Raw genomic sequence first — 26,213 nt, forward strand, 5'->3', positions numbered from 1 at the left:
TCTTATGAATCACGCAAACTTGCTCTTGGGAACCCCAAAAAACCGCCCGTAGCTAAAATATGCCAAAGTAGTGCTAGCCCGCCCGGCTGAGCGGCAGTTCCGAGCGCAGCCAGTCACGAAAGGCCCTGACCTCGGGCCGGGCCAGGGATTCGCGGGCACAGACCATCCAATAGGCGGTGCGGCTGGGGATGGGCGGCCCCAGCACCATGGCCAGCCGACCGGAATCGAGGTCGCGCTGGACCAGGGGCAGCCGCCCGATTCCGACGCCCAGGCCGCTGATGGCGGCATCCAGCACCATCTGGATGGTGTCGAAGCGAGAACTGCGCGCCGGTTCTATCTCCGGCTCGCCCTTGGTGGCGAACCAATAGGCCCAATCGGTGGAGACGCTGACATTATGCAGCAGCGTGGCCCGGGCGAGATCGGCGCAACTGGAGATAGTCTCGGCCATGGCCGGGGTGCAGACCGGAACCAACCATTCCTCTTCCAGCTTCAGGGCATGCAGCCCATCCCACGGCCCGGCCGCCAGCCGGATGGCAACGTCGATGCCGTCCCTGGGGAACTCCACCTGCCGGAAGCGGGTATCCATGCTGACCTGGATCTCGGGATGGCGGGCCTGGAAGCGGGGCAAGCTGGGCAGCAGCCAGCGGGCGGCAAAGGTCGAGGCGCAACTGACGGACAGCTTGCCGCTGGGCCTGCGCCCAGGCACAGCGTCGGTGGCCCGCGCCAGCGATGCCAGGGCCTCGCTCACCTGGGGCAGATAGGCCTGCCCGGCCTCGGTCAGGTCCAGGCCACGGTTGTAGCGGATGAACAGCCGCACCCCCAGCCAGTCCTCCAGGGTCTGAATGCCATGGCTGACGGCGCTGGGAGTCAGGCCAAGCTCCTCCGCCGCCTGCTTGAAGCTCATCAGGCGGGCGGCGGCCTCGAACAGGCGCAGCGTGGTCAAAGGCGGCAGCCGATAGGTCATGATGGTTCAGTGTGGGGCAAGCCGCCCCACTTCTCAAACAAGAACCAGGGCGGATCGGATGAGGCGCGCTCACCCGAGCCGCCGCCCCTATTCCGCCTTCATGGCCAACAGGAAGTCTCCCACCTCGCCGCGCAGATGCGCGGCCTCGTGCACCAGTTCGTCGGCGGCCTGGAACATGCCCGATGCCATTTCACCGGTTGCGGTCGCCGCCTTGGACACATCGGCGATGTTGCGGGTGATTTCTGAATTGCCATCGGACGCCTGTTGGACGCTGCGCACGATTTCCTCGGTGGCGGCGCTTTGCTGCTCCACCGCCGCGGCGATGGAGGCGACCACCTGATTGACCCGGTCAATGGTCTGGCCGACACTGCGGATGGTATCGGCCGCTTCCCGGCTGATGGTCTGGATGCCCGCGATCTGCTGGGCGATCTCGTCGGTGGCCTTGGCGGTCTGATTGGCCAGGGTCTTGACCTCGCCCGCCACCACGGCGAAGCCCTTGCCCGCCTCGCCCGCCCTGGCCGCCTCGATGGTGGCATTGAGCGCCAGCAGATTGGTCTGGGCCGCGATGTCGTTGATCAGGGTCACCACCTCGCCGATGCGCCGCGCCGCGTCGGCCAGCCCATCCATGGTGGTATTGGCACTGTGGATGCCGTGCACCGCATCGGAGGTAATGGTGGTGGTCTCGGCCACCTGGCGACTGATCTCGCGCACGGAACTGCCCAGTTCCTCGGCGGCGGTCGCCACCGTCGCTACATTGGCGGCGGACAGTTCGGCGGCCGAGGCCACGGCGGCGCCCTGGCGGCTGGTCTGCTCGGCCGTGGCCTGCAACGAGCTGGACGAGGTATGGACCCGGTCGATGGAGGCCCCCACCGTCCCCAGGATTTCCTCCATGGTGGAATTGAAGCGGGTGATCAACTCGTCGCGACGCGCCAGCAACCGGGCCTGGCGCTCGCGCTGCTGGCCCTGCTCGGCCTCCAGCCGGGCCGCCCGCTCCATGCCGTCGCGGAAGACCGCCACGGCGCGGGCCATGGCGCCGATCTCGTCGCCGCTGTCCAGCGAGGGAATCTCCACCTGGGTGATACCGCTCGCCAGCCGTCCCATGACCTCGGTCAAGGCGGTGACAGGCCTGGCGATCAGGCGGGTCATGGCGAAGGTGGCGACGATGCCAAGCACCAGGGCGGCGCCCAGCACCAGGAAGAAACGCAGCCCGGCGGCGGCGGCCAGGGCCTCGGTCTCGCGGTAGTCCTCGGCCGCCTTGGCCGCCGCCTGGGCCGACAGTCCGTCCAGCAGCTTGTGCAGGCCGTCATATTCGATCTCGGTGCTGCCCATCATGGACAGGGCGGTGATGTGATCCGAAATGAAGATGTCGAGTACGTCCCCCGCCGCCAGCCCGTAATCCTTGACCTGCTTGGCGGCGGAGGCATCCGTCCCCAGCGCCGCGAGAACGACACCCGACTTAGCCGACAAGGTCTTGAGATCGCTCCGTATCTGGCCTTCCAGCGCCTTGATCTTGTCCTTGTCTTCCTTGGCCGCCTGCCAGCCCAGGACACGATAGAGATTGGACTGGATCGAGGCGGCGATGCCGTCCAGTTCGGCCGCCGCCCGGCTATTGGCGAAGGAGCTGTTGACCATTCGCTCCATGGCCGCGCCCTGGCGGTCCATGGCCAGGTGGAAGACCAGGCCAAGCAGCAGGATGGATGCCACAAGCAAAAGCGGCGCCATGAAGACTTTAAACGCGATACGCGCGTTGGAGATTTGGCCGAGCACGACGCCTCCCATGACCATCGGTTCCGGACCGATGGTCGGTCCGATGTTGTGAAGTCCTGCCTGTCCCCAATATCGGCCGCCGGATTGTGTCCCCCAGCGTGCCGTCCTATTCAAATTGGTATATGGATACCGATTTAGTCAAGCGCTTGTTGCCCGCGTGGTTCAGAATGAGCGGGTTCTAAGGTATTATCCAAAAACGAACGGGGCCGCACCCAGGTGCGGCCCCGTCGTCATCGACTGCGGCAAGGGGAACTTACTTCTTGCCCTTGCCCTCCGCCAGCGGCAGCGCCACGTAACGCAGTTGCTGGGGGTTCTCCACCCGAAGCAGCAGCGACTTGGCACCGGCCTTGCGGCCGTCCTCCACCAGCTTGCCCAGATCGGCGGGCGAGCCTACCGGCTTGTGGTCGGCTTCCTTGATCAGGTCGCCGGGGCGCAGGCCCTTCTCGGCGGCGCCGCTATCGGGCTTGACCTCGGTGACCACGATTCCCTTGTTCTCGTCATCGATGCCGAAACGCTCGCGCAGCGCCGGAGTGAGCGACGACACGGTCAGGCCGGTGCCGGGAATGGCCAGTACCCCGTCCTTGCCCTGGGATGCCTTGGGCTGGTCGGGCTTGGCCCCCTTGGCCAGCTTGTCGGCCGGGTCCTCGGGCATTTCGCCGACGGTGGCCGAGACGGTCTGCTTCCGACCGTCGCGCCAGATCACCAGATCCACCTTCTTGCCGATGGAGGTTCCGGCCACATAGCGCGGCAGGCGGCGCATCTCGGTGATGTCCTTGCCATCGAATTTCAGCACCACGTCGCCGTTCTTGAGGCCAGCCTTGAGGCCGGGGCCGTTGGGATCCACCGAAGCCACCAGGGCGCCATGCTGATCGGGCAGGCCCATATTCTCGGCCATGTCGGCATCCAGCGACTGGATACGGATGCCCAGCCAGCCGCGCCGCACCTTGCCATGCTTGCGCAGGTCGTCGAGAACCGGCATGGCCAGCGAGGCGGGAATGGCGAAGCCGATGCCGATGGAGCCGCCCGACGGCGAGATGATGGCCGAATTGATGCCGACCACCTCGCCCTTCATGTTGAACATGGGACCGCCGGAATTGCCCCGGTTGATGGAGGCGTCGGTCTGGAGGAAATCGTCATAGGGACCGGCGTTGATGTCGCGGGCCCGGGCCGAGACGATTCCCGCCGTGACGGTGCCGCCGAAGCCAAAGGGATTGCCGATGGCCAGAACCCAGTCGCCCACCCGGGCCTCGTCGGAATTACCGAAGGGGACGGCGGCCAGGACCTTCTTGCCGGGATCGATCTTCAACAGCGCCAGATCGACCTTGGGATCGCGGCCCACCACCGTGGCGGTGAACACGGTATCGTCATGCAGCTTGACGCTGATCTCGTCGGCGTCGGCGATGACGTGGTTGTTGGTCACGATATAGCCCGCCGGGTCGATGATGAAGCCCGAACCCAGCGAGGTCGCCTTGCGCGAGGGCGCGTCGGGACGGCCGGGGCCGCCCTGCTGACGCTCCAGGAACTCCTTGAAGAACTCCTCCAGCGGCGAGCCGGGCGGAAATTGCGGCATTTCCAGCCCACCGCCCTGGGGGGTCTTCAGGGTCTGGGTGGTCGAGATATTGACCACGCTGGGCAGTAGACGTTCCGCCAGATCGGCGAAGCTGGACGGCGGCGGACCACCGGCGGCCTGGGCCGTGCACGTGCTCGCCCAGACGAGTAAGGCCAGTCCGGCGATCGCGACACGCGACACGACGGAATGATGGTTGATCCTCGAGATGAACACCTGACCAAACCCTCCTGAAGATTAAGTCCCGGACAGACCATTTTACTGAGGTCGTCACCCCCGCGAAAGCGGGGGTGACGAAGTTATGTCCCTAGCGGCTCCTTGGCCCGGCATTGAAGGTGCGCAGGAACTCGTTGTCCGGTGACAGCACCAGCGTCGTGCCGGCATCGTTCAGCGCATGGCGATAGGCCTGCAGCGAGCGATAGAAGGTGAAGAACTGCGCGTCCTTGCCGAAGGCCTCGGCCAGGATGCGCGCCGCCTCGGCATCGCCCTGACCGCGGGCGATCTGGGCATCGCGCTGGGCCTCGGCCAGGATGACGGTGCGTTCGCGGTCGGCGCGCGCCCGGATCTGCTGGCTCCACTCATAGCCCTGGGCGCGGGCTTCCTTGGCCTGACGCTCGCGTTCCGACTTCATGCGGTCATAGATGGACTGGCTGGTTTCCTCGGGCAGGTCGGCGCGGCGCAGCCGCACATCCACCACCTGGATGCCCAGTTCGCGCCCGGCCCGTTCGGACACATCTTGCTGGATGCTCTCCATGATCTTGGAGCGCTCGTCAGACAGGATGGCGGGCAGCATCACCTGGCCCATCACCCGGCGCATGGCCGACGAGACGATCTGGGCCAACTGGGCGCGGGCCTGGGTCTCGGTACGGACCGCCTGATAGAATTTCAGCGGATCGGCGATGCGATAACGGGTGAAGGTATCCACCACGATGCGCTTCTGGTCGCCCAGGATCACCTGCTCGTCGGGCGGGTCCAGACCCAACAGGCGGATGTCGTAGCGCACCACATCCTCGATGAAGGGCAGCTTCATGTGCAGCCCCGGTTCCTTGATGGTGGCGCGATGGGCGCCGAAGCGCAGCACCAGGGCCTGTTCCGCCTGATTGACGATGAACAGCGAGGACGAGGCCAACACCAGCGCCACCAGCACCAGGGCCGCCGTCACGGCGAGAGAGCGGTTCATTTGGCACCTCCCGCCTGCTTCTTGATTTCAGGCAGCGGCAGATAGGGAATCACGCCCTGCCCTCCCTTGGCCGATGGGTCGATGACGATCTTGGTGGCGTTCTTCACCACCTCCTCCATGGTCTCGATATACATGCGCCGGGCGGTGACGTCCTCGGCCACCTTGTAGGCGCCCAGCAGCGACAGGAAGCGCTTGGCATCACCCTGGGCCAGGTCGACCACCTGCTCGCGATAGGCCTGGGCCTCCTGGGTGATGCGTTCCACCTCGCCTCGGGCGCGGGGAATGATGTCATTGCGATAGGCTTCCGCCTCGTTGCGGGCGCGCTCCTGGTCGGCGCGGGCGCGCTGGACGTCGTTGAAGGCGTCGATGACCGCGGCGGGCGGGTCGACCTTCTGCAACTGCACCTGCTGGACATGGATGCCGGCGCCATAGGCGTCCAGCAGCTTCTGCAGCTCTTCCTGGGCCTGGATGGCGATCTGCTCGCGCTTGTCCGACAGGGCCGCCTGGATGGGATTGCGGCCGATGACCTCGCGCAGCGAGCTTTCCGCCGCCACCTTGACCGTGGCCTCGGGGTCGCGGACGTTGAACAGGAACTTGCCGGCGTCCTTGATGCGCCAGAACACGGCGGCATCGGCCTCGACGATGTTCTCGTCGCCGGTCAGCATGCGGCTTTCCTCGGGAACCCCGCGCGAGGACGAGCCGCGCTCGCCCCTGGTGTCGCCCACCGAGCGATAGCCCAACTGCAGCTGGTTGACCTTGGTGACCTTGGGCAGCAGCACCGTCTCGATGGGATAGGGCAGGCGGTAATGCAGCCCCGGCTCGGTGGTATCCACCCATTTGCCGAAGCGCAGCACCACGCCCTGTTCGTCGGGACCGACCTTGTAGATGCCGGTGAAGGCCCAGGCCGCCAGGGCGAGCACCGCCAGCACCATCAGCCCCTGGGCACCGCCCAGTCCGCCGGGGCCGCCAGGCATGGCGCGACGCAGCCGTTCCTGCCCCTTGCGGATGAAATCCTCGATATCGGGACCGCCGGGAAGGGGGCCACCGCCGCCAGGACCGCCGCCGGGTCGACCCCATGGGCCGTTACCGCCGCCGCCACCACCCCAAGGGCCGCCGCCGCCGCCACGAGGATTCCAAGGCATGTATCACCCCTATCTATTGTCCGTCCGGTCGCGAAACCTGGGTTCGCACAGGGAACATAGGGCAGGATTCCCCCTCGTGCAACGCGGCCAAGTCCATATTACCGGTTTTCAATCCGTTGCGGGGCTTTCCGCCTTTCCAAACCGGGCCGGGCGACATATATCAGATCATGCTTGTAGGCCATTGGCCCGCAAAAACCCTGAGATTCGCAAGGCTTTTCCAAACAAAGAGGATGTCCATGGCCGAGGTCACCGAACAGCAGATCGTCGAGGCGCTGAGCCGCATCCAGGACCCGGACCGCAAGGCCGATATCATCAGCCTGGGCATGGTGTCGGGCGTGGCGGTGAAGAACGGCCATGTGGCCTTCGCCATCGAGGTCGATCCCCAGCGCGGCCCCCATCTGGAGCCCCTGCGCAAGGCCGCCGAGAAAGCGGTTCACGATCTGCCCGGCGTGCTGTCGGTTTCGGCGGTGCTGACCGCCGAGCGCAATGTCCAGGGCGGCCCCAAGGGCGGCGGCCATGGTCACGGCCATGGCGCCGGTCAGGCCGAGGCGCCGCTGCTGCCCACGGTCAAAGCCATCATCGCCGTGGCGTCCGGCAAGGGCGGCGTCGGCAAGTCGACCACGGCGACCAATATCGCCATGTCCTTCGCCCAGATGGGGCTGAAGACCGCCCTGTTCGACGCCGACATCTTCGGACCGAGCATGCCGCGCATGCTGGGCATCACCGGCGAGCCGGTCAGCAATGACGGCAAGACCATGATGCCCATGGAGAATTACGGGGTGAAGTGCATGTCCATGGGCTTCCTGGTGCCCGAGGATTCGCCCATCATCTGGCGCGGTCCCATGGTGATGGGGGCGCTGGAGCAGCTGCTGCGCGACGTCCACTGGGGCGAGCTGGACGTGATGGTCATCGACATGCCGCCCGGCACCGGCGACACCCAGCTGACCATGACCCAGCGGGTGCCGCTGACCGGCGCCGTCATCGTCTCCACCCCCCAGGACATCGCCCTGCTGGACGCCACCAAGGGCCTGAACATGTTCCGCAAGGTGGATGTGCCGGTGCTCGGCATCATCGAGAATATGAGCTATTACATCTGCCCGAAATGCGGCGACGAGGCCCATATCTTCGGCCATGGCGGCGCCAAGGCGGAAGCGGCGCGGCTGTCCACCGAATTCCTGGGCGAGGTGCCGTTGGATATCGCCATCCGCCAGACCTCGGACGCGGGCGAACCCATCGTGGTCTCCAAGCCCAACAGCCCCCACGCCAAGGCCTATATGGCCATCGCCGCCAAGATCTGGGACAAGGTCCAGGCCATGCAGAGCAGCGGACGCAAGGGCCCCCGCATCGTCATGGAGTAGGTCCAATGTCGACGGCGCTGGTGGTGGTGGGCGACAGCGCCTTCAGCCTGTTGCAGAGTACCGGCGCCGAGCTGGCGGAAGGATTGCGGCAGTTGGGCCATACGGCCGAGCTGCTGCGCTTTCCCAATGCCGCCTTGGCGGGGGAGCGGGCCTTCGAGGAGGGGTTCGCCCAAGTCTGCCGCCGCATCCAGGGCTGCGTGGATTCAGGCGGCGACTTCTTCGTGGTCGATATGAATGCCCACCTGAAATACTCCCAGGTGCGGCGCACCGCCATGAAGCGGTTCTGCTACATCACCGATGCGCCATGGAGCCAGTTCGACAACATCTATTCGGTCGGCGACGACGCGGTGATCAGCTATGTCGACCGCCATCACGCCGAATTCTTCGCCCGCTTTCCCCCGGGCCATCGCACCGTGTTCATGCCCCATGGCGGGCCGCAGCCCGATACCGACTGGCATGATGACCGGCCGTTTCCGGTGCTGTTCCTGGGCAATCTGACGACGCCGTGCCGCATGGAGCATTTCGAGGCGTTGACAGCAGGACTGCCCGAGCCGGTACGCCACGCCGCCCATCTGACCCTGTCCCTGGTGCTGGAAGAGGGGCTTGAGCCGTTCAAGGCTCTGTCCGCCGCCCTGTCCTCGGTCAGCCTGGGAGTGGAGAGCCTGGGGCGTTCCGCCTTCCTCGACCTGCTGCGCTTCCTCTGCCGCTTTCTCGAATCCTTCAACCGGCATCGGGTGCTGACCAGTCTCGGCAAGGTCAAGGTGACCCTGGCCGGGTCCATCGCCCCCGGTTTCTTCGCCTCCGCCCCCGCCAATGTGGAATCCCTGGGCGCGGTGGACGAGCAGGCGGCCATGGCGCTGATGCGCCGGAGCCGCATCCTGCTCAATTCGGTGACGGTGTTTCCCGGCGGCTCGCACGAGCGGGTGTGGTACGGCATGGCCATGGGGGCCGCCATCTGCACCGAGCCCAGCACCTTCCTGGAAGAGACACTGAGCTTCGGCGACCATCTGCTGTCGTTGGAAGACGCGGTGGAGTCAGGCGGCGCCAGCCTGGCCGAGGCCCTGGCCGCGCCGACCGGCGTGCTGCCCCAGGCCCGCGCCGCCCTCCCCCTCTACGCCGCCGCCCATACCTGGCGCCATCGCGCCCGCATCATCCACGACGCCATGGTGGGAAAGCTCACACCTTCCTGAGCAGGTTGACCCGCATGGGCTGGTCGAAGGCGAACTTGCCCTCGGGGCCGGGCTGGGCGAGGCGGACGAAGCGCTCGCGCATCTCGGCATCCAGTTCGGCGAATTTGGCCTCGCGCTCGCTGTTAGCCGAAATGATCTTGTCGCGGAAGGTCTCGTAGTCCGGCAGATGCATGGGATGGACATAGGTGAATTCGGCCGCTTCCTCCAGCCCGTGCACCCAGGCCCCCTTCACCGCCGCCAGGGCGGCGCCGCGCACCCAGGTCTCGTCGTCGATGGGGCGCACCGCCTCGAAGAAGGCGCCATGGGGCAGCGGCTCGGAGACATAGACCTCGCCGCCGGGCTTCAGCACCCGCGCCGCCTCAGCCAGGGCCTTGGCCTGATGCTCGATGGGAATGTGGTGCAGACTGTTGAAGAAGATCACCGAGTCGACACTTTCGTCGTCGGCGGGCAGATTCTGGCCGACACCGTCCACGATCTCCTCGTCCGACACCTTGGATGCAGCCCGGGCCTTGGCCAATTGCCGGGGGCTGCATTCCACTCCCAACACATGGGCACCGAAACGGGCCAGCAGCCGCACCAGGGCACCGTCGCCGCAGCCCACGTCGATCACCCGCTTGCCATCCAGCTTCAGCGTCTCCACGATGACATCGGTATTGCGGCGTCGGTCCACGGTGTCCTCCGTATCAATTCTACGAAATCATTAAGTGATCATGACAGCTTCTGTCGACAGATTCGACGCCGCCATCGTGTTGGGCGCCATGGTCCGTGCCGATGGCCGCCCAAGCCCCGCCCTGGCGAGACGGGTGGCCCACGGCGTCCGGCTGGCGCAGGCGGGAACCGTCGGGCATCTGCTGATGAGCGGCGGACCGGTGCGCCATCCCCGCCCGGAAAGCCTGGTGATGCGCGACCTCGCCCTGGCGGCCGGACTGGCGCCCGAGCGCATCCTCACCGAGGAGACCTCGGTCAACACCATCGGCAATGCCCGGGAGTCGCGTCCCATGGTCGAGGCAAGGGGCTGGACCCGGCTGCTGCTGGTGAGCGATGCCTGCCACCTGCCTCGGGCGATCTATGTCTTTCGCCGTCTGGGACTGGCCGTAAGCCCCGCCCCGGTCTGGCCCGAGGGACTGCCGAGGGCGGAATGGTGGCTGGCCTGGGCGCGCGAGGCCGCCGCCCTGCCCTGGACCGTCCTGCGGGTGGAGCGATCCCGGCTGGGCTGGTAATCCGACGGATCAATAAAAAATACGGATTTCATTTGAGGGAAGATTGACCAAGCTTCCCCGCTATTCGGCCATGCCGATGACCTGCATCTTGACCGGCACCGCCCCCAGATAGGTCATGTGCAGCCGCCGGGCGGCCCCCTGGGACAGGTCGATGGCGCGGCCGGTGAAGGGGCCGCGATCGGTGATGCAGACCACCACCGATTTCTTGCGATCCGGCCGGGACACCTCGACCAGCGTGCCGAACGGCAGGCTGGGATGGGCGGCGGTCAGTCCCTTGGGATTGTACTTCTCGCCATTGGCGGTGCGCTTACCCTTGAAGCCGGGGCCATACCAGGACGCGACACCATAGCTTTCGGCCCGCGATGGATGGGGGCCGATCAACTCGGCCTTGGCTGTGCCCGAAAGGGTGATCATGGCGGCAGCCGCCAGGATGGTCTTCGTCGGGGTCATGGCTATGAACCTTACAGTTCCTGGATACGGGCGCCATTCTGCCCGCGAAAGTGATAATTCTCTGTGAATAATCTCACATTTGCGAACGACTTGTAAACGACATTAGCCCGACCCGGCCAGGCAACAGACCACTTCGTTGAACACATCTAAATTAGGATAATTAAAAAGAATCTAATATCGCGTTGATCCACATCATTGCGGTTAATACGTATACGCGTAAATATCAGGCCCGAAGCGCCCCAGAGGCGACGCCACCCGAGGTGCGCTTCTTTGACTGAACCGACTCCGGGTTCGCGCGATATGCGGGCGCGCCCGGACTTCATCGGGGGGAACTAATGACTCTCAAAGCAGCTCTTCTGTCCTTGACCGTCGGTCTCGCGGTCACTTTCTCTTCGGCCTCGGTCATGGCCAAGCCCGCCGACGAGCCGATCCAGCCGATCCAGCCCGCCAAGGTCAAGAATGTCGGCCTGGTCGAATTGGGCAAGAAGCTCTATTTCGACACCCGCCTGTCCAAGTCGGGCTTCATTTCGTGCAATTCGTGCCACAACCTGTCCATGGGCGGCACCGACAACCTGAAGACCTCCATCGGCCACAACTGGAACAAGGGGCCGATCAACGCCCCGACCGTTCTGAATTCCAGCCTCAACGTCGCCCAGTTCTGGGATGGCCGCGCCAAGGACCTCAACGCCCAGGCGGGCGGCCCCATCGCCAATCCCGGCGAGATGGCCTCCAACCACACCCTGGCGGTGGAAGTGTTGCAGTCCATTCCGGGCTATGTGGCCGAGTTCAAGACGGTATTCGGCACCGAAAAGGTCACCATCGAAGAAGTCACCAAGGCCATCGCCGCCTTCGAGGAGACCCTGGTCACCCCCAATTCCCGCTTCGACAAGTGGCTGAAGGGTGACAAGAAGGCGCTGAAGGCCGACGAAGTGGCGGGCTACAAGCTGTTCAAGGACTCCGGCTGCACCGCTTGCCATAATGGCGCGGCGGTGGGCGGCAACTCGTTCCAGAAGATGGGCGTGGTCGAGGCCTATCAGGCCACCAGCCCGGCCGAGGGACGCGTGGGAGTGACCAAGGACGAGGCCGACCGCTTCAACTTCAAGGTCCCGACGCTGCGCAATGTCGAACTGACCTATCCCTACTTCCATGACGGCGAAGCCGCCACCCTGCCCCAGGCCGTCGACACCATGGGCCGCATCCAGCTTGGCAAGAAGTTCACCCCCGAGGAGAACACCAAGATCGTGGCCTTCCTGAAGACCCTGACCGGCGACCAGCCCAACTTCAAGCTGCCGATCCTGCCGCCGTCGTCCGACGCCACCCCGCGTCCGACGCCGTTCGACAAGTAAGGCGTCAAGCCTGTTTGAAGCCCCGGAGAGCCTGCGCTCTCCGGGGCTTTTTTCATGGGCGAGGCGGTATCGGTTGGCGGAAGCTGGGCCATTCTATATTGTATTGTGCCCCGCACGGCCCAATGGCCGCCCGCACACATGGATCGAGCACGTTATGGACCAGAGCAAGCGCGTCTACATCTATGACACCACCCTGCGCGATGGCGCCCAGACCCAGGGAGTGGACTTTTCCGCCGCCGACAAGGCGCGAATCGCGCGTGAACTGGACCGTCTGGGCATCGACTATATCGAGGGCGGCTGGCCGGGAGCCAATCCCACCGACGACGCCTTCTTCGCGGCGCCACCCGCCTTCAAGCGCTCGCGCCTGACCGCCTTCGGCATGACGCGGCGCTCGGGCCGCTCGGCCGACAACGATCCCGGCTTCAACGCCCTGCTCACCACCCCGGCCCGCATCGTCACCATGGTGGGCAAAAGCTGGGACTTCCAGGTCACCGTCGCGCTGGGCATCGAGCTGGACGAGAATCTGCGCATGGTCTCGGACTCGGTGGCCCATGCCAGGACCCGCATGGAAGAGGTGATGTTCGACGCCGAGCATTTCTTCGACGGCTACAAAGCCAATCCGGGCTATGCCCTGGCCGCGGTCAAGGCCGCCCATGAGGCGGGGGCGCGCTGGGTGGTGCTGTGCGATACCAATGGCGGCACCCTGCCCCACGAGATGGAGCGCATCGTCGGCGAGGTGATCGCGGCGGGCATCCCCGGCAGCCATATCGGCGTCCACTGTCACAACGATTCCGACACCGCCGTGGCCAATTCCCTGGCCGCCGTCAAGGCGGGCGCCCGCCAGATCCAGGGCACCCTGAACGGGCTGGGCGAGCGCTGCGGCAATGCCAATCTGGTCTCCATCATCCCCGCCCTGATGCTGAAGATGGGCTTCGAGACCGGCATCAATCCCGAGGACCTGCGGAACCTTGTTTCGGTATCCCGCGCGCTCGACGAGGTGCTGGACCGTCATCCGTCGCGCGGCCAGCCCTATGTGGGCGGTTCGGCCTTCGCCCATAAAGGCGGGCTGCACGTCTCGGCGGTGGCCAAGGACCCCAAATGCTACGAGCATATCGATCCGTCCTCGGTGGGCAATGTCCGCCACATCGTCATGAGCGATCAGGCCGGGCGCTCCAATCTGGTGGCGCGCATGGCCGAGATCGGCGTCGATCTCGACACGGTGAAGAAAGAAGCCCTGATCGGCGTGGTCGAGCAGATGCAGGTCGGCTTCGACCCGCGCGACGTCAAGGATCTGGTGGATCTGGTCAAGCATCTGGAGCACGAGGGCTATGCCTATGACCAGGCCGCCGCCAGTTTCGAGCTGCTGGTGCGCCGCGCCCTGGGCGAGGTGCCGGAATACTTCACCCTGGAACGCTACCGCGTCATCGACGAGCGCCGCCGCAATGCCAAGGGCGACTGGATCACCCTGTCGGAAGCCACCGTCAAGGTCGAGGTCGCGGGCAAGGAATATATCGAGGTGGGCGAAGGCACCGGCCCGGTCCACGCCTTCGACGTTGCCCTGCGCAAGGTGCTGACCACCGTCTATCCCGAGCTGACCGCCCTGGAGCTGAAGGACTACCGCGTCCGCATCACCGAAAGCACGGTGGGCACCGCCGCCAAGACCCGCGTCACCATCGAGAGCGAGGACGACCAGGGCCATCTGTGGACCACGGTGGGCGTGCACACCAATGTGCTGGAGGCCTCGCTGGAAGCGCTGCAGGACTCCATCACCTTCATGCTGTTCCGCTATCGCGACAAGGGCGTCAAGGCGGCATGAGCGACGCGGCACCGGCCCCCGGCCCCGCCATCATCCTGGTGCGGCCGCAACTGGCCGAGAACATGGGCACCGCCGCCCGGGCCATGCTCAATTGCGGCCTGACCGACCTGCGCATCGTGGCGCCGCGGACCAGTCCGCTGGACGAGCGCGCCATCGCGGCGGCCTCGGGCGCCGACCGGCTGTTGCTTGGCGCCAAGGTGGTGGAGACCACGGCCGAGGCGGTGGCCGATCTGCACCGGGTCTGGTGCACCACCGGACGCGACCGCTACATGGTCAAGCCGGTGGACACGCCGCGCCAGGCCGCCGCCGCCATGCGGGCGGTGGAGGCCGAGGGAATGCGCTGTGGCGTGCTGTTCGGCCCCGAGCGCACCGGGCTGGAAAACGACGATGTCGCCATCGCCGACACCGTGCTGACGGTGCCGCTCAATCCCGACTATTGCTCGCTCAACCTGGCCCAGGCGGTGCTGCTGGTGTCCTATGAGTGGTTCCAGATGGAGGCCGCCTCCACCCTGCCCGCCATGACCAAGGGCGCCGAGGGTCCCGCCTCCAAGGAGAAGCTGCTGACCTTCTTCAATCACCTGGAACGGGAACTGGATGAGTGCGGCTTCCTGCGCATCCCCGACAAGCGCCCGACCATGATCCGCAACATCCGCAACATGTTCCAGCGGGCAGGGCTCACGGGGCAGGAAATCCAGACGCTGCACGGCATCGTCCACGAACTGGTGACCTATCGCCACAAGAAGGGCGGCGCCTGAAAACGCCGCCCCCGCCGCCTCAGGCCGCCTTGCGATCCCGCAGATAGGTCGCCAGCTTGCCGTCCTCGATCCGGATGTGGTTCTTCAGCCAGTTGGAGACGTATTCGAACATCTTCGCCACCGCGTCGGGCTTTCCGTCGCCGATGGTTCCCCGCAGCTTGGCGAAGGTGTCGAGGAAGTCGCGGTGATGGCGGCGATGGGCGTCGATCTCGCCATAGCCGTGACGGTTCATCACCTCTTCCTCTTCCTTGAAATGGGCGGTGAGGACGTTGTCGACCATGTCGATCATGGACTGGGCGGCATGCTGGCCGCCGCCGCTCATCATCTCGGAATAGAGCCGGTTGACCTCGGCGAACATCTCCTGGTGATGACGGTCGATAGCGGCGATGCCCATGTTGAGGGCATTGTCCCATTCCAGCAGCTTCATCTCGGATTTCTCGGCGCGGACCTGGGACAGGAACCGTCCCACTTCGGCCCGCAGATACTCGGCCTGGCGCGACAGGTCGCTGGCGGAGGTATGGATATGCTCGGCCGCGCCGCCGGTATCACGGGCTGCCTGTTCCACCGCCACCACGCTGGAAGAGACCTCGGCGGTTCCCGCCGCCGCCTGTTCCACGTTGCGGGCGATTTCGGCCGTGGCCGCCGACTGCTCCTGCACCGCCGAAGCCACCGACGAACTGATCTCGCCCATCTGGTTGATGACTTGCGAGATGGAGTCGATGGCTCGCACGGCATTGGAAGTGCCTTCCTGCACCGCGCGGATCTGGGCGGCAATCTCCTCGGTGGCCCTGCCCGTCTGGGTGGCGAGATGCTTGACCTCGTTGGCCACCACGGCAAAGCCCTTGCCGGCGTCACCGGCGCGCGCCGCCTCGATGGTAGAGTTTTGTCCTATTAAACAAAAGATAAGACGCTGGATTATGCTCCACCCTCAGCATAAACTAAGGTTCCGCTTCGCTCGGACCGGAACCATGGCTCTCGCATTTTCCTACCTGCGCATGTCGCGCCCGGAACAGATCAAAGGCGACTCGCTCCGGCGTCAGCTTGAGGCATCACGTGAGTATGCCATCAAGCACGGCCTGACCCTCAACGAAACCATGCAAGACATCGGCGTATCCGCCTTCCGAGGTAAGAACCGCACCGAGGGAACGCTGGCGGCCTTTCTCGACCTGATCCGGGACGGCGACATTCCATCGGGATCGGTATTGCTGGTTGAGAACCTCGACCGGCTGTCACGGGAGCAGGTCTCCACCGCCCTGGCGCTGTTCCTGTCGATCATCGACGCCGGGGTTTCCATCGTCACCCTGTCGGACGGGCAAGTGTATTCCAAGGCGGAAGTGGATCGGGATTTCACCAAGCTGCTGATGTCCATTGTCTACATGGCCCGCGCCCATGATGAGAGCGCCATGAAATCAGCGCGGCTGGTCGAGAGCTGGAAGGCTAAGCGGGCTCGGGCTCAAGCCGATCCAAGGGCGAAGCTCACAGGGTGCGTTCCCGGATGGCTGACGCTCAACAAGGCTCGGACGGAATTCCGGGTTCGGGAAGATCGGGCGGCGATTGTCTGCCGCCTCTTCGAGGAATGTGCTTCTGGAATCGGCAGCCGGATGAGTGCGCGGAGGCTGAACGATGAAAATGTCACTCCGTTCGGGCGGGCCAAGGGCTGGCGCAACACAAGCATCCGCCAGATCCTGACGAACGAGGCGGTGATAGGGCGGTTCCAGCCCGGCGTAATGAAGGATGGGGTGCGGGTTCCGGAAGGTCCGCCCATCGAGGGCTATTTCCCGGCCATTGTGCCCGAGGCTCTGTTCTTCCGCGCCCAGAAGGCGATGACCGGGCGGCGGAAAGGATCGGCGGGGCAGGATCGAGGAACCTGTGCCAATTTGTTTCGCGGGCTTGTCAGATGCGCCTATTGCGGCGGCCCAATGTATTATCACACCAGCGGCGGCCTGCCCGAGGGGCAGGGCTGGCTGCAATGCGATATCGCCCGCCGCCGGGTTCGGAAAGATGGGGAACTCGTATGCTCCCACATCAAAACCTATCCTTATGAAATGCTCGAAAGGCACGTCCTCGCCTGCTTGCCCGATATCGACATCAGCCAGATGCTCGATTTTGAAAATCAGGCGACCGCCGCCCTGCGAGAAGAGCATGGCCAAGTGGAGGCCCGGCTTGACTCCGCCTTGGCCAAGCAGAAGCGTCTGGTGGCGATGGCGGAGGAGGTCGAGCCCGGTGACGGTGACGAGGTTGACGATGCCTTGGCTGGCCGAATCGCGGAATTGCGATCGGAAATCCGCTCACTACGAGCCCGCCGAAAGGAATTGGAGGGACGCCTTCAATCGACAGGGGCGGCAGTTGTGAACGGCGAGCATGAACTGATGATGGCCGCATTGGAGCACATGCAGCGCCTGGACGAGATCGACGACCGCTCGGAGCGCTACCGGGCCAGAGCCAGCTTCGCACAGGATCTGAAGCGGTTCATTGAGCGGATCGATATCAACGAAGCCTTTGCAGACGTCATTCCCCATGGCGGCGAGGGCATTGCCCTTATTCTCGATGCCAAGGCCTTCGCAGGAATGATGGAAGGGAATCAAGCGTAAAGGGTGTTCTAAAGTGCTTGCTTGGGCTATCTGACCGCTATGCCCCGGCAACCGCCACTCGTCGGGAGCGTCCGATATGACCCTGTTGTGCCAAGATCCATCACTCGTACCTGTTATCCAGAGCGACTTAATTGGGCAGGAAGCAGATGTCATGTTAGTTATCGGCGATTTGGTTCGGGCCATGACGACGGCGACGGTCACGGAATTTCCAATCTGCTCGGAGCAGTGATTGGCATCACTCTCCAATTCCAAAATGGAAGGTGGCTTGCCTCATTCCTGCCATGGTGTCGCGCTACGCTTTCCATCTTGACTGACGCGGGGCACATTCGCCTCTGTCTAACAATCCCGGAGGTTTCCATGAGCCATAAGCTGTTCGGCACCGTTGCCCTTGCTGCCTTGATCGCTGCTGGATCGGCGTTTGCCGCCGATGCTCCGCCTGCCGCGTCTTCCGCACCCGCTGCGGCCGCGGCAACAACTGCACCCACTACGCAAGCCACGCCTCCTGCCGCCAGTTCGACGCCTGCAGCCACGGCTGCCCCGACCCCGGCGCCGACGGTGGTTCCTGCGCCGGTCGCCGCCGCGCCGGTCGCGACGCCCCCCGCCGTTGCCCCGGCTCCCATGACGGCCATGCCCGCCAAGACGGAGAAGCCACGTGTCTCCGCATGCACCCGCGCAATCCATTCGGCCGAGCATGCCCTGAAGATGTCCAAGGCCAAGCCGGAGGCCATTGCAGGTGCCTGGCAGCATATCCAGGCCGCAAAGCAGGCGCGGTCCAAGCACATGAGCGACGCCTGCAAGTCGGAAGCGGCCGCCGCCACCAAGATGTCCAACATGATGTAATCATTTGGCAGGGGGGAGAGGAGATAAAATTCTTTCCCCTCACCGGCGTGGTCATTGTCATGGAAATTACCGACAACCAGTCGCTGACCTTGCCCCTGATGGCGGTGGCTGTGAACGCCTACGGCGTGTCATGGCTGGGGTGCCCCGCCCCCATGTACCACAACTCGTCTTAGGGTCAGGACCCATAAAATTCCTTTTATGGGTCCTGACCCTAGAACAGCGCCGCATTGATCAGCCGATGGGTGACGATGCTGGAGACATAGCCCGCCGCCACCGCCCAACTCCATTTCAGGTGTGAGCCGAAGGTATAGACACCGCGCGCCTGCCCCATCAGCGCTACACCGGCAGCGGAACCGATGGACAGCAGCGAGCCGCCGACGCCGGTCGTCAGGGTGATCAGCAGCCACTGGCCCAAGGACATGTCGGGCTGCATGGTCAGCACCGCGAACATCAGCGGGATATTGTCGAGGATGGCCGACAGCACGCCGATGATGACATTGGCGCTGGTGGCGCCCAACTGACCGTAAAGCAGGTTGGACATCACCGACAGATAGCCCAGCACCCCCAAGGCCCCCACGCACATCATCACGCCATAGAAGAACAGCAGGGTGTCCCACTCCACACGGGCGATCTTACGGAACACATCAAAGGGGTTTTCGGTGGACGCTCCCCGGCGGCCATGGGTTTTCATCAGGACATAGCCCAGCAGCAGCAGATAGCCCAGCCCGGTCATCATGCCGATCACGGGGGGCAGATGCAGATAATTATGGAAGCAAATGGCGGTAACGATGGTCAGGGCGAACAGGACCAGGACGCCCCAGGCTCCGGGCTTGAGCTTCACCACATCGTCGCTGGCCTCCGGCTTGCCGCCGGGCAGAGCCAGATGCATCAGGGCGGCAGGCACAACGAAGTTGACCACCGACGGCAGGAACAGTCGAAAGAAGTCGTTGAACTGGACCATACCCTTTTGCCAGACCATCAAGGTGGTGATGTCGCCGAACGGGCTGAAGGCACCGCCAGCATTGGCGGCAACCACGATATTGACGCAGGCCATGGCGACGAAACGGGGAGAATCCTTGCCGACCGCCAGAACCACCGCGCACATGACCAGGGCGGTGGTCAAATTGTCGGCCACCGGCGAGATGAAGAAGGCCAAGGTTCCGGTCAGCCAGAACAAGGCGCGGTAGCCAAAGCCTGAGCGGACCAGCCAGGCCCGAAGCGCATCGAACACCCGGCGTTCCTCCAGGGAGTTCACATAGGTCATGGCGGCCAGCAGGAACAGCATCAGCTCGGCATATTCGAGGAAGACGTGGCGGATGGGTGCCTCAAGGGCGTGCGGCAGGCCCTGGGCGTTGTAGACCAAGGCAATCATGATCCACAGGATACCCGCCGCCACGACCACCGGAATGGATTTGCGCAGATGGGTGGTTTCCTCGGTGATGACCAGGGCATAGGCGAAAACGAACACCGCCACGGCGGCAAGTCCGACCCAATGGCCGGTCAGATCGGGCAGGTTCTCGGTCAAATGCTGTCTCCCTCGGTGGCGGTCAGGACCACCCTGTTACGGCCGTCTCGCTTGGCTTGATACAGGGCCTCATCGGCAAGTTTCAGGGCCTCATCCACGGTATGGGTGCCAACAACGGCACCGATGCTAACGGTCACGGACAAGGATTGCTCTTCCCAATCCAACCTGCTCAGTTCCACGGCGGCACGGATACGTTCAGCGGCGATCAATGCACCTTTTTGCGCTGTTTCCGGCATCAGCACGGCGAATTCCTCGCCACCCATGCGCCCAAATACATCAACCTGCCGCAAACACCGCCCCACCACGGTGACAAACAGCCTAATGACTTCGTCGCCCGTGTCATGGCCGTGGCGGTCGTTGACCTGCTTGAAGTGATCGATGTCGAGCATCATCACGGTCATGGGATGGCCATATCGCTTGGCCGATTCCGTCAGTGCCCGGCCCCGTTCCAGAAAAGCGCGGCGGTTGAGAATTCCCGTCAAGGGATCAGTGGTGGCCAGAACTTCCAATTGCCGCTCGAATTCCGCCCGTTCAACGGCATAGCGGCCAAACACCTCGAACCACAGAGCGATGACCGCGCTGGCAATTGCGGACAGCCAAGCCGAGGGAATGATCGGGACATTATGGTGCCAGACCACATTGTCGAAGGCATCGAACAGGCTGGTCAGGCCGAGGCCGAGCAAGGTCGCTATGCCACTCAACATCATGAGGAGGCGGCCATTCCTTGCCCGGCATCGGACAGCACAAGTCCCGAGACGAACGGTGACCACGAAGGCGGTCAGGGCCACCGCTACGGTCAGCACACCATAGGCATATCCAGCCCATGGCAGCGGCATCAGAACGCCTCCTCCCAGTTTCGCGACAGCCGCATGGCGCAATTGATCAGCCCGACCATGGAATAGGTCTGGGGGAAATTGCCCCACAATTCGCCGCTGCGCGGGTCGATATCCTCGGACAGCAGGCCCAGTGGATTGCGCCGCGCCAGCACGGTCTCGAACAGGGTTCTGGCTTCGTCACGCCGCCCCAGCGCCGCCAGGGCGTCGATATACCAGAAAACACAGATGACGAAGGCGGTGGACGGTCGTCCGAAATCGTCCTCGGCCACGTAGCGATAGAGGAAGTCGCCTGTCTTCAGATTGGCGGCTACCGCATCCACCGTGGCGGCGAAGCGGGGATCATCGGCGGGGAGGAAATCCACTTCGTGGAGCAGCAGCAGGGTGGCATCCAACTCAGCCCCGCCGAAGGTGGAGGCGAAGCAACCCAGTTCCACATTCCAAGCCCGCTCGCAGATGATGGAGTGCAGCCGGTCGGATTCCTTGCGCCAGTAGATGGCGCGGTCGGTCTGGCCGATGTGGCGGGCGATTTTGGCCAGACGGTCACAGGCGGCCCAGCACATGACCGAGGAAAAGGTGTGGACCGAGGCGATGGTGCGCAATTCCCACGGCCCGGCATCAGGCTTGTCGAAAACGGTGACGGCGCGATTGCCCTGGCGCTCCAACTGCTCGAACAGTGGCGCACTACCGGGATGGGAAAGCCGCTGGTCGAAGAAGGCATGGGTCGAGGCCAGCACCACGCTGCCATAGACGTCGTTCTGGATCTGGACATGGGCCTGGTTGCCCACCCGAACCGGGCCGAAGCCGTGATATCCGGCCAAATGGGGAATGGTGACCTCGTCGATGGAGGTATCGCGGGTGATGCCGTAGACCGGGCGCAACTCGCCGTCCTTGGCTTCCTCGACGATGTCGTTGATGAAGCGCAGATAGTCTTCCATGGTCCGGGTGACGCCGAGACGGTTCAGGGCATGAATGACGAAATAGGCGTCGCGCAGCCAGCAGAAGCGGTAATCCCAATTGCGCTGGGTCTCCGGCGCTTCCGGGATGGAGGTGGTCAGTGCCGCGACAATGGCACCGGTTTCCTCGAAATTGCACAGCTTCAGGGTGATGGCGGCGCGGATTACCGCGTCTTGCCATTCGAACGGGATCGACAGCGAGCGGACCCAACTGCGCCAATGGTCCAGGGTCCGCTCGAACAGGTCGCGCGCCGTGGTTTCCACCCCGGCCTGCAGGCTTTCGTCGCTGCCCAGCAGGAGGTCGATGGGACGGTCGAGGACAAAGGGCCGTTCCTCGGTGATATAGGACACTGGAGCGTTGGTGGTTAGGCGCAGGGTCTGGGCGGGCGAGACATAGCGAAGATGGTTGCTGCCTCGGGTGACCTGGGGCTTCAGTCCACCGTTCTCAAAGCCGGGCCGCAGCCGCACCAGCACGCGCGGGCGTCCCTGTACTGCCCTGATCCGCCGGACGATCATGGGGGGGCGGAAGATGCGTTCATAAAGGGCGAAGCGCGGCGCGAAGTCGGTGACCTCGGCAATCCCGCCATGATGGTCATAAAGCGTGGTGCGCAGGATCGCCGAGTTGGGCAGATAGGCCTGTTCCGAATGAAGCTGATCGACCAGTTCGATGGAAAACATGCCATCGGCTTTCTGGTCATTGAGCAGGGCATGGAACACCGCGTCGCCGTCAATGCGGGGAAAGCACCCCCAGACGATGGTGGCCTGGGCATCCACCAAGGCGGCGATGCTGCAATTGCCGATGATGCCGAGGTCAAGGCTGTGCATGTCCATTGCCTCCTTGCAAAGCGATATTCAGGCCATCGAGCCAGTGGCGGAGGGATTCCGGATCAGGAAAGCGGAACTGTGCCTTGGTCGTCGGGCTATTCCCCACATGGATGGAAAGCCCGTACATGCGATTGACGGCGGCGAAGCCGCTCTCGTCGGTCACGTCGTCTCCAGCGAAAACCGGCCGTCGCCCCGCATACGGGCGAACCTGCATGAAGCGCTCGATGGCGGAGCCTTTTCCGACCCCGGCGGGAATGATCTCGATCACCGATTTTCCCTCCAGCAGGTCGAAGCGGCGCGGATCCGTCGCGACGGCGGCCTCGGCCACGTCCCAGACGGCGGCTTCCTGCTCGGGAGCGGCGCGGAAATGCAGGGCAAGGGACACGCTTTTGCGCTCCAGCATGACGCCTGGAAGCCTGCGCCTGGCGGCCTCGATCCCGGCGAGGAGACCATCGGGCCAGGGCGGCTGGGGGATGAACGTCTGGCCACCGAGCCGCCATTCCGCTCCGTGGCAACCCACCGCATCGCGATTGCCGGGAAAAAGGCTGTCGATACTGTCGAGAGAACGGCCACTGACCAGCGCCAAGGCTCCACCAAATCTCCGTGTCAGGGCATCCAGCAAGGTCAACAAATCCTTGGGCACCACCACATCGCCGGGCGTTGACGCGAGGTCGAGCAAGGTGCCGTCGATGTCCAGGAACAGCGCCCAGGCGGCATGATCAACCGGGGGCAGGATTTCGGTCTGCATCATGTGCCTCCCGTCGTGATGGCACGGCGCGTCACTGCGGCGATGCGATGTTCGATATTGTGGCGCTTGCGCATGCGGGCGGCATCCAGCAGCATCCGTCCCGCCCAGAAGTAGATGTTGTTCTCGCCCACCATCTCGCGCATCAATCTCATCCGCTCTTGCCGCTGCTCGGCCGGCATGGACAGGCCCATATGCAGCGCCTCGCCCATGGCCCGGACGTCATAGGGATTGACGATCAATGCTTCGCGCAATTCACGCGAGGCCCCGGCGAAGGTGGACAGCACCAGCACGCCGTCGTCGTCGTCCCTGGCGGCGACGAACTCCTTGGCCACCAGATTCATGCCGTCGTGCAGACTGGACACCAGACAGACGTCGGCGGCACGGAACAGGGTAAAGACCTCCTCGGGCTCGTGATGCCTTGGCACCAGAATGATCGGCAGCCAGCCCTCGCGGCCGAAGCATTTATTGACGGCTTCAGCCGCTTTTTCAGCCTCGTCCTGGGTCTCGCGATAGGCGGAAAGGCGCGAACGGGTTGGGGCAGCGATCTGAAGCAGGGTAAAACGGCCGATCCACTCGGGATGGGCTTCCAGCAGGCTTCCCACCGCATGGAAGCGGTCGGCGATGCCCTTGGTGTAATCGAACCGCTCGACCCCCACGGCAAGCATGGTGTCACGGCCAATGCCGAATCCCTTTCGGACACTTTTCCGGCATTCCTCCACCGGAGGCTGGACGCTCAGGGCGGCGGGCGGCCATTCAATGGAGATGGGATAGGGACGGACCTGGGTGGTGCATCCGCCGGCGCTGATGGTGCTGTGCTCGCGGTCGATATGGCACTCAAGGAAGCGGTCCACGGAATCCAGGAAGTTGTTGCAGTGGAACTGGGTGTGGAAGCCCAGGATGGATGAGCCCAGCAGACCCGAGAGTATCTCCTCCTTCCACGGACAGATGCTGAAGACCTCGGGGTTTGGCCAAGGAATATGCCAGAAGGTGATGATGGTCGCCTCGGGCAGCCGCTCGCGCACCATCTTGGGCAGCAAGGCGAAGTGGTAGTCCTGGACCAGAACCACCGGGTTGGGTGTCTTGGCCTCGGCAACCACCGCATCGGCGAATTTCTGGTTGACCGCGACATAGTGCTCCCAATCCGAGGCGCGGAAAGTGGGGCGGACGAAGGCGATATGGCAAAGCGGCCACATCCCCTCATTGGCAAAGCCGTAGTAGTAGCCGTCCTGCTCCTCATCTGTCAGCCATAGGCGGCGAAGGGTATAAGCAGGCGCATCCGGCGGCACAAGAAGGTGGTCATGCTCATCCACCATGGTCTGATCGGCCGAGCCGCTGCCATGGGCGATCCAGGTGCCGCCGCAGGCTCGCATGATCGGCTCCAACGCCGTTACCAAACCACTGGCCGGACGCTGCAAGACCACCTTGCCGTCCTCAAGATTATGGATGTAGGGCTCGCGGTTGGAGATCACCATCACCTCGGCACCGGGCAATTCATTGCGCAGCACACTTCGCAGGCTGTCGGGACTCCAATCGACGCGGATGGCTTCGCTCAGGACGCGGGGCGTATCCAGATCCCGCAGCATCTTGCGCATTTCTTGAACCAAGGGAGCGACATCGGGCGACATGGCGGCGTCATCCTTCGCATCCGCTTGGCCCGACAGCCCCTTGCGGATCGCTTTAACCCAGCCGCGCAGGGTCAGGCGGGCGACCACGACAGTCACGCCAGCCGCCCCCAATCCCAGCAGGGCGAGAAAGCCGGCGAGATAGAGTTCGGCGCTGTCGCTGCGGCGTTCGATGAAGCGCAGATCATGGAGTATGACCAGACGGCCCAGATAGGTATTGTCGGCGGCCAGGGCGAAAGTGGCGACCAGGACCGGTCCGCCGTCAATATGTTCGACGGCGAAGGCATGATCCAAAACAGGCGCCGGAGGACACGCCAACCCCTTCGGCCACGCCACGGAATGCTGGGTCAATTGGCCGTCGGGCGTGCACAGCGCCAGGGCCAGCAGACGCTCGTCCTGGGTGATGTGCTTGAACAGGGCGTCGATCTTGCGGTCGGCCTTGGTAAGGACCAAGCCGTTGACCGTTTCCTGGATGGAGTTGAACACCAACTGCGAGCGCATCTCCACATCGGCCCGGAACCAGCGTTCCACCAACGAGCCGACCAGCGGCGCTCCACCCCAGGCTATACCGCCCAGCACCAGGAGAAGGGGGAGGACGAACCGGATTGCCATTCGCATGGACTGTCTCCTCTATTGCCCTGCGGTGGGGCATATGCCATCGGGACAGGGAGTCACCTCCGTCACCGCGCGCAATTCCCATAGGCTGCCCTGGGTCTTGTTCAGTTGCTCCCAACGCGAGGGGGCCAAGGTCAGGGCGCCGGTAAGGCGAACCCGTTCTCCAACCAAGGGGATGGGCGCGCCATCTGCATCCACCCGACCTTCCACCATTCTGGCTGGTACCGTCGCCACAACAGCGTGACGAATGCTAAAGCGCCCTTTCAGGAAGGACGGCTTCTTGGGCAGCAATCGGAGCTGGTAGCTTCGCTCGACCGGGGCTCCGCATCGCGACACTGATGGCCTGACGGCAATTGCGCGGACGAGATATCCCTCGGTAACGATAACAGAGCCCTCAACCTTTGGGTTGGGTTTGTTCGGCAGAGCTTGAACATCCTTCAGCGACATGGCGCGGGGTTGAGCACCCGATTGGGGGGCAGTCGGCTGAGGGCAGGCGGTTTCTTTCGCCAATGCTTCCCCGGCCACCATCATCACCGAGATGGCCAGTGCGCTCATGGCGATGTGCCTTACGCCCCGGCGACCCGCCACTCGGTTCCCCAACCACACCGTCATGAATTCTGGCCACATGACGCCCTCCATTGCGGTGGAGGCATGACGAAAATCGATTGGGTCGGGGTGCCGAGCTGACGGAGCGTCGGCACCGGCCGCATCAGCCCGTGCCCTCTTCGTATTCCAATGGCTTTCCGGATGGTCCTGGCTGCCCAAAAGCATGCCCGCCTCCTTCGATCAATTTTTCAAAACATCAATATTTGAATTATCGATTGTGGCGAGATGATGGTGAGGCTAGGATTCCGGCAGCCATAAAGGCGATTCGCAAAAGGTCAGTTTTGAAGAAGTGGCTTG

The 26,213-nt window shown here is 64.0% G+C and carries 22 protein-coding genes; 8 read left to right on the forward strand and 14 right to left on the reverse strand.

Going from position 1 to position 26,213, the window contains the following annotated elements:
* Window positions 1–73: 73 nt before the first annotated feature.
* The 5 genes from gcvA to hflK all read right to left on the reverse strand — a co-directional run bounded on the left by gcvA (window position 74) and on the right by hflK (window position 6,620).
* A complete protein-coding gene (gene gcvA, locus A6A04_RS07365) occupies window positions 74–964 on the reverse strand; it encodes a transcriptional regulator GcvA (RefSeq protein WP_068491455.1) in 891 nt (296 codons plus the stop codon).
* An 87-nt stretch (window positions 965–1,051) separates the two neighbouring features.
* Entirely contained in the window at window positions 1,052–2,686 is a 1,635-nt protein-coding gene (locus A6A04_RS07370; protein ID WP_245651115.1) for a methyl-accepting chemotaxis protein, read from the reverse strand.
* Between the two features lie 298 nt (window positions 2,687–2,984).
* Complete coding sequence (locus A6A04_RS07375) at window positions 2,985–4,514, reverse strand: DegQ family serine endoprotease (RefSeq protein ID WP_068491457.1); 1,530 nt, start codon at window positions 4,512–4,514, stop codon at window positions 2,985–2,987.
* Window positions 4,515–4,605: 91 nt separating this feature from the next.
* A complete protein-coding gene (gene hflC / locus A6A04_RS07380; protein WP_068491459.1) occupies window positions 4,606–5,478 on the reverse strand; it encodes a protease modulator HflC in 873 nt (290 codons plus the stop codon).
* Window positions 5,475–6,620 carry an FtsH protease activity modulator HflK gene (hflK, locus tag A6A04_RS07385; RefSeq protein WP_068491461.1) on the reverse strand — a complete coding sequence of 382 codons (1,146 nt, stop codon included), beginning with the start codon at window positions 6,618–6,620 and terminating at the stop codon, window positions 5,475–5,477. The genes hflC and hflK overlap by 4 nt, the downstream gene beginning before the upstream one ends.
* A 236-nt stretch (window positions 6,621–6,856) precedes the next feature.
* Between hflK and A6A04_RS07390 the strand changes: the two genes are divergently transcribed.
* Window positions 6,857–7,978, forward strand: coding sequence for an Mrp/NBP35 family ATP-binding protein (locus A6A04_RS07390; protein WP_068491462.1), 1,122 nt, complete (start codon window positions 6,857–6,859; stop codon window positions 7,976–7,978).
* Window positions 7,979–7,983: 5 nt separating this feature from the next.
* Complete coding sequence (locus A6A04_RS07395) at window positions 7,984–9,168, forward strand: glycosyltransferase family protein (RefSeq protein WP_068491465.1); 1,185 nt, start codon at window positions 7,984–7,986, stop codon at window positions 9,166–9,168.
* On the opposite strand, the gene A6A04_RS07400 is transcribed toward A6A04_RS07395, so the two are convergent.
* Window positions 9,155–9,838 carry a class I SAM-dependent methyltransferase gene (locus A6A04_RS07400; protein ID WP_068491467.1) on the reverse strand — a complete coding sequence of 228 codons (684 nt, stop codon included), beginning with the start codon at window positions 9,836–9,838 and terminating at the stop codon, window positions 9,155–9,157. The two genes, A6A04_RS07395 and A6A04_RS07400, sit on opposite strands and share 14 nt — an antisense overlap.
* Window positions 9,839–9,878: 40 nt before the next feature.
* On the opposite strand from A6A04_RS07400, the gene A6A04_RS07405 reads away from it, so the two are divergent.
* Window positions 9,879–10,388: a YdcF family protein gene (locus A6A04_RS07405; protein ID WP_245651116.1), complete on the forward strand. Its 510-nt coding sequence runs from the start codon at window positions 9,879–9,881 to the stop codon at window positions 10,386–10,388.
* 60 nt (window positions 10,389–10,448) lie between these two features.
* Here A6A04_RS07405 and A6A04_RS07410 read toward each other — a convergent pair whose 3' ends face one another.
* Window positions 10,449–10,838, reverse strand: coding sequence for a septal ring lytic transglycosylase RlpA family protein (locus A6A04_RS07410; RefSeq protein ID WP_245651117.1), 390 nt, complete (start codon window positions 10,836–10,838; stop codon window positions 10,449–10,451).
* Window positions 10,839–11,173: 335 nt separating this feature from the next.
* On the opposite strand from A6A04_RS07410, the gene A6A04_RS07415 reads away from it, so the two are divergent.
* The 3 genes from A6A04_RS07415 (at window position 11,174) to A6A04_RS07425 (ending at window position 14,755) form a co-directional block, all read left to right on the forward strand.
* Window positions 11,174–12,184 (forward strand): cytochrome-c peroxidase, encoded by a 1,011-nt coding sequence (locus tag A6A04_RS07415; protein WP_068491469.1) that lies wholly within the window; start codon window positions 11,174–11,176, stop codon window positions 12,182–12,184.
* Between the two features lie 154 nt (window positions 12,185–12,338).
* Entirely contained in the window at window positions 12,339–14,000 is a 1,662-nt protein-coding gene (gene cimA / locus A6A04_RS07420; RefSeq protein WP_068491470.1) for a citramalate synthase, read from the forward strand.
* A complete protein-coding gene (locus tag A6A04_RS07425; RefSeq protein ID WP_068491472.1) occupies window positions 13,997–14,755 on the forward strand; it encodes an RNA methyltransferase in 759 nt (252 codons plus the stop codon). Before cimA ends, A6A04_RS07425 begins: the two co-directional genes overlap by 4 nt.
* Before the next feature lie 19 nt (window positions 14,756–14,774).
* On the opposite strand, the gene A6A04_RS07430 is transcribed toward A6A04_RS07425, so the two are convergent.
* Window positions 14,775–15,674 (reverse strand): bacteriohemerythrin, encoded by a 900-nt coding sequence (locus A6A04_RS07430; protein ID WP_082914770.1) that lies wholly within the window; start codon window positions 15,672–15,674, stop codon window positions 14,775–14,777.
* A gap of 49 nt (window positions 15,675–15,723) precedes the next feature.
* Between A6A04_RS07430 and A6A04_RS07435 the strand changes: the two genes are divergently transcribed.
* Window positions 15,724–17,346 (forward strand): recombinase family protein, encoded by a 1,623-nt coding sequence (locus A6A04_RS07435; RefSeq protein ID WP_172822739.1) that lies wholly within the window; start codon window positions 15,724–15,726, stop codon window positions 17,344–17,346.
* A gap of 357 nt (window positions 17,347–17,703) precedes the next feature.
* A complete protein-coding gene (locus tag A6A04_RS22250) occupies window positions 17,704–18,186 on the forward strand; it encodes a hypothetical protein (RefSeq protein WP_156612510.1) in 483 nt (160 codons plus the stop codon).
* A 211-nt stretch (window positions 18,187–18,397) separates the two neighbouring features.
* Here the strand turns inward: A6A04_RS22250 and nhaD are convergent, their stop codons facing one another.
* Genes nhaD through A6A04_RS07470 form a run of 6 tightly spaced genes read right to left on the reverse strand, consistent with a single transcriptional unit; the run spans window position 18,398 to window position 26,081 of the window.
* Window positions 18,398–19,711: a sodium:proton antiporter NhaD gene (nhaD, locus tag A6A04_RS07445; RefSeq protein WP_068491479.1), complete on the reverse strand. Its 1,314-nt coding sequence runs from the start codon at window positions 19,709–19,711 to the stop codon at window positions 18,398–18,400.
* The gene (locus tag A6A04_RS07450) at window positions 19,708–20,547 is read right to left on the reverse strand and encodes a GGDEF domain-containing protein (protein WP_082914772.1); all 840 of its coding nucleotides are present in this window, start codon (window positions 20,545–20,547) and stop codon (window positions 19,708–19,710) included. The genes nhaD and A6A04_RS07450 overlap by 4 nt, the downstream gene beginning before the upstream one ends.
* Window positions 20,547–22,325, reverse strand: a complete 1,779-nt coding sequence (locus A6A04_RS07455) for a glycoside hydrolase family 15 protein (RefSeq protein WP_068491483.1) — start codon at window positions 22,323–22,325, stop codon at window positions 20,547–20,549. Before A6A04_RS07455 ends, A6A04_RS07450 begins: the two co-directional genes overlap by 1 nt.
* Entirely contained in the window at window positions 22,312–23,076 is a 765-nt protein-coding gene (gene otsB, locus A6A04_RS07460; RefSeq protein WP_068491485.1) for a trehalose-phosphatase, read from the reverse strand. Before otsB ends, A6A04_RS07455 begins: the two co-directional genes overlap by 14 nt.
* On the reverse strand, window positions 23,073–25,313 hold the full coding sequence (locus A6A04_RS07465) for an alpha,alpha-trehalose-phosphate synthase (UDP-forming) (protein ID WP_068491486.1): 2,241 nt from the start codon (window positions 25,311–25,313) through the stop codon (window positions 23,073–23,075). Before A6A04_RS07465 ends, otsB begins: the two co-directional genes overlap by 4 nt.
* A 12-nt stretch (window positions 25,314–25,325) precedes the next feature.
* Complete coding sequence (locus A6A04_RS07470; protein WP_068491488.1) at window positions 25,326–26,081, reverse strand: hypothetical protein; 756 nt, start codon at window positions 26,079–26,081, stop codon at window positions 25,326–25,328.
* Window positions 26,082–26,213 lie beyond the last annotated feature (132 nt).

The organism is Paramagnetospirillum marisnigri (assembly GCF_001650715.1).
GTDB classification, from domain to species: domain Bacteria; phylum Pseudomonadota; class Alphaproteobacteria; order Rhodospirillales; family Magnetospirillaceae; genus Phaeospirillum; species Phaeospirillum marisnigri.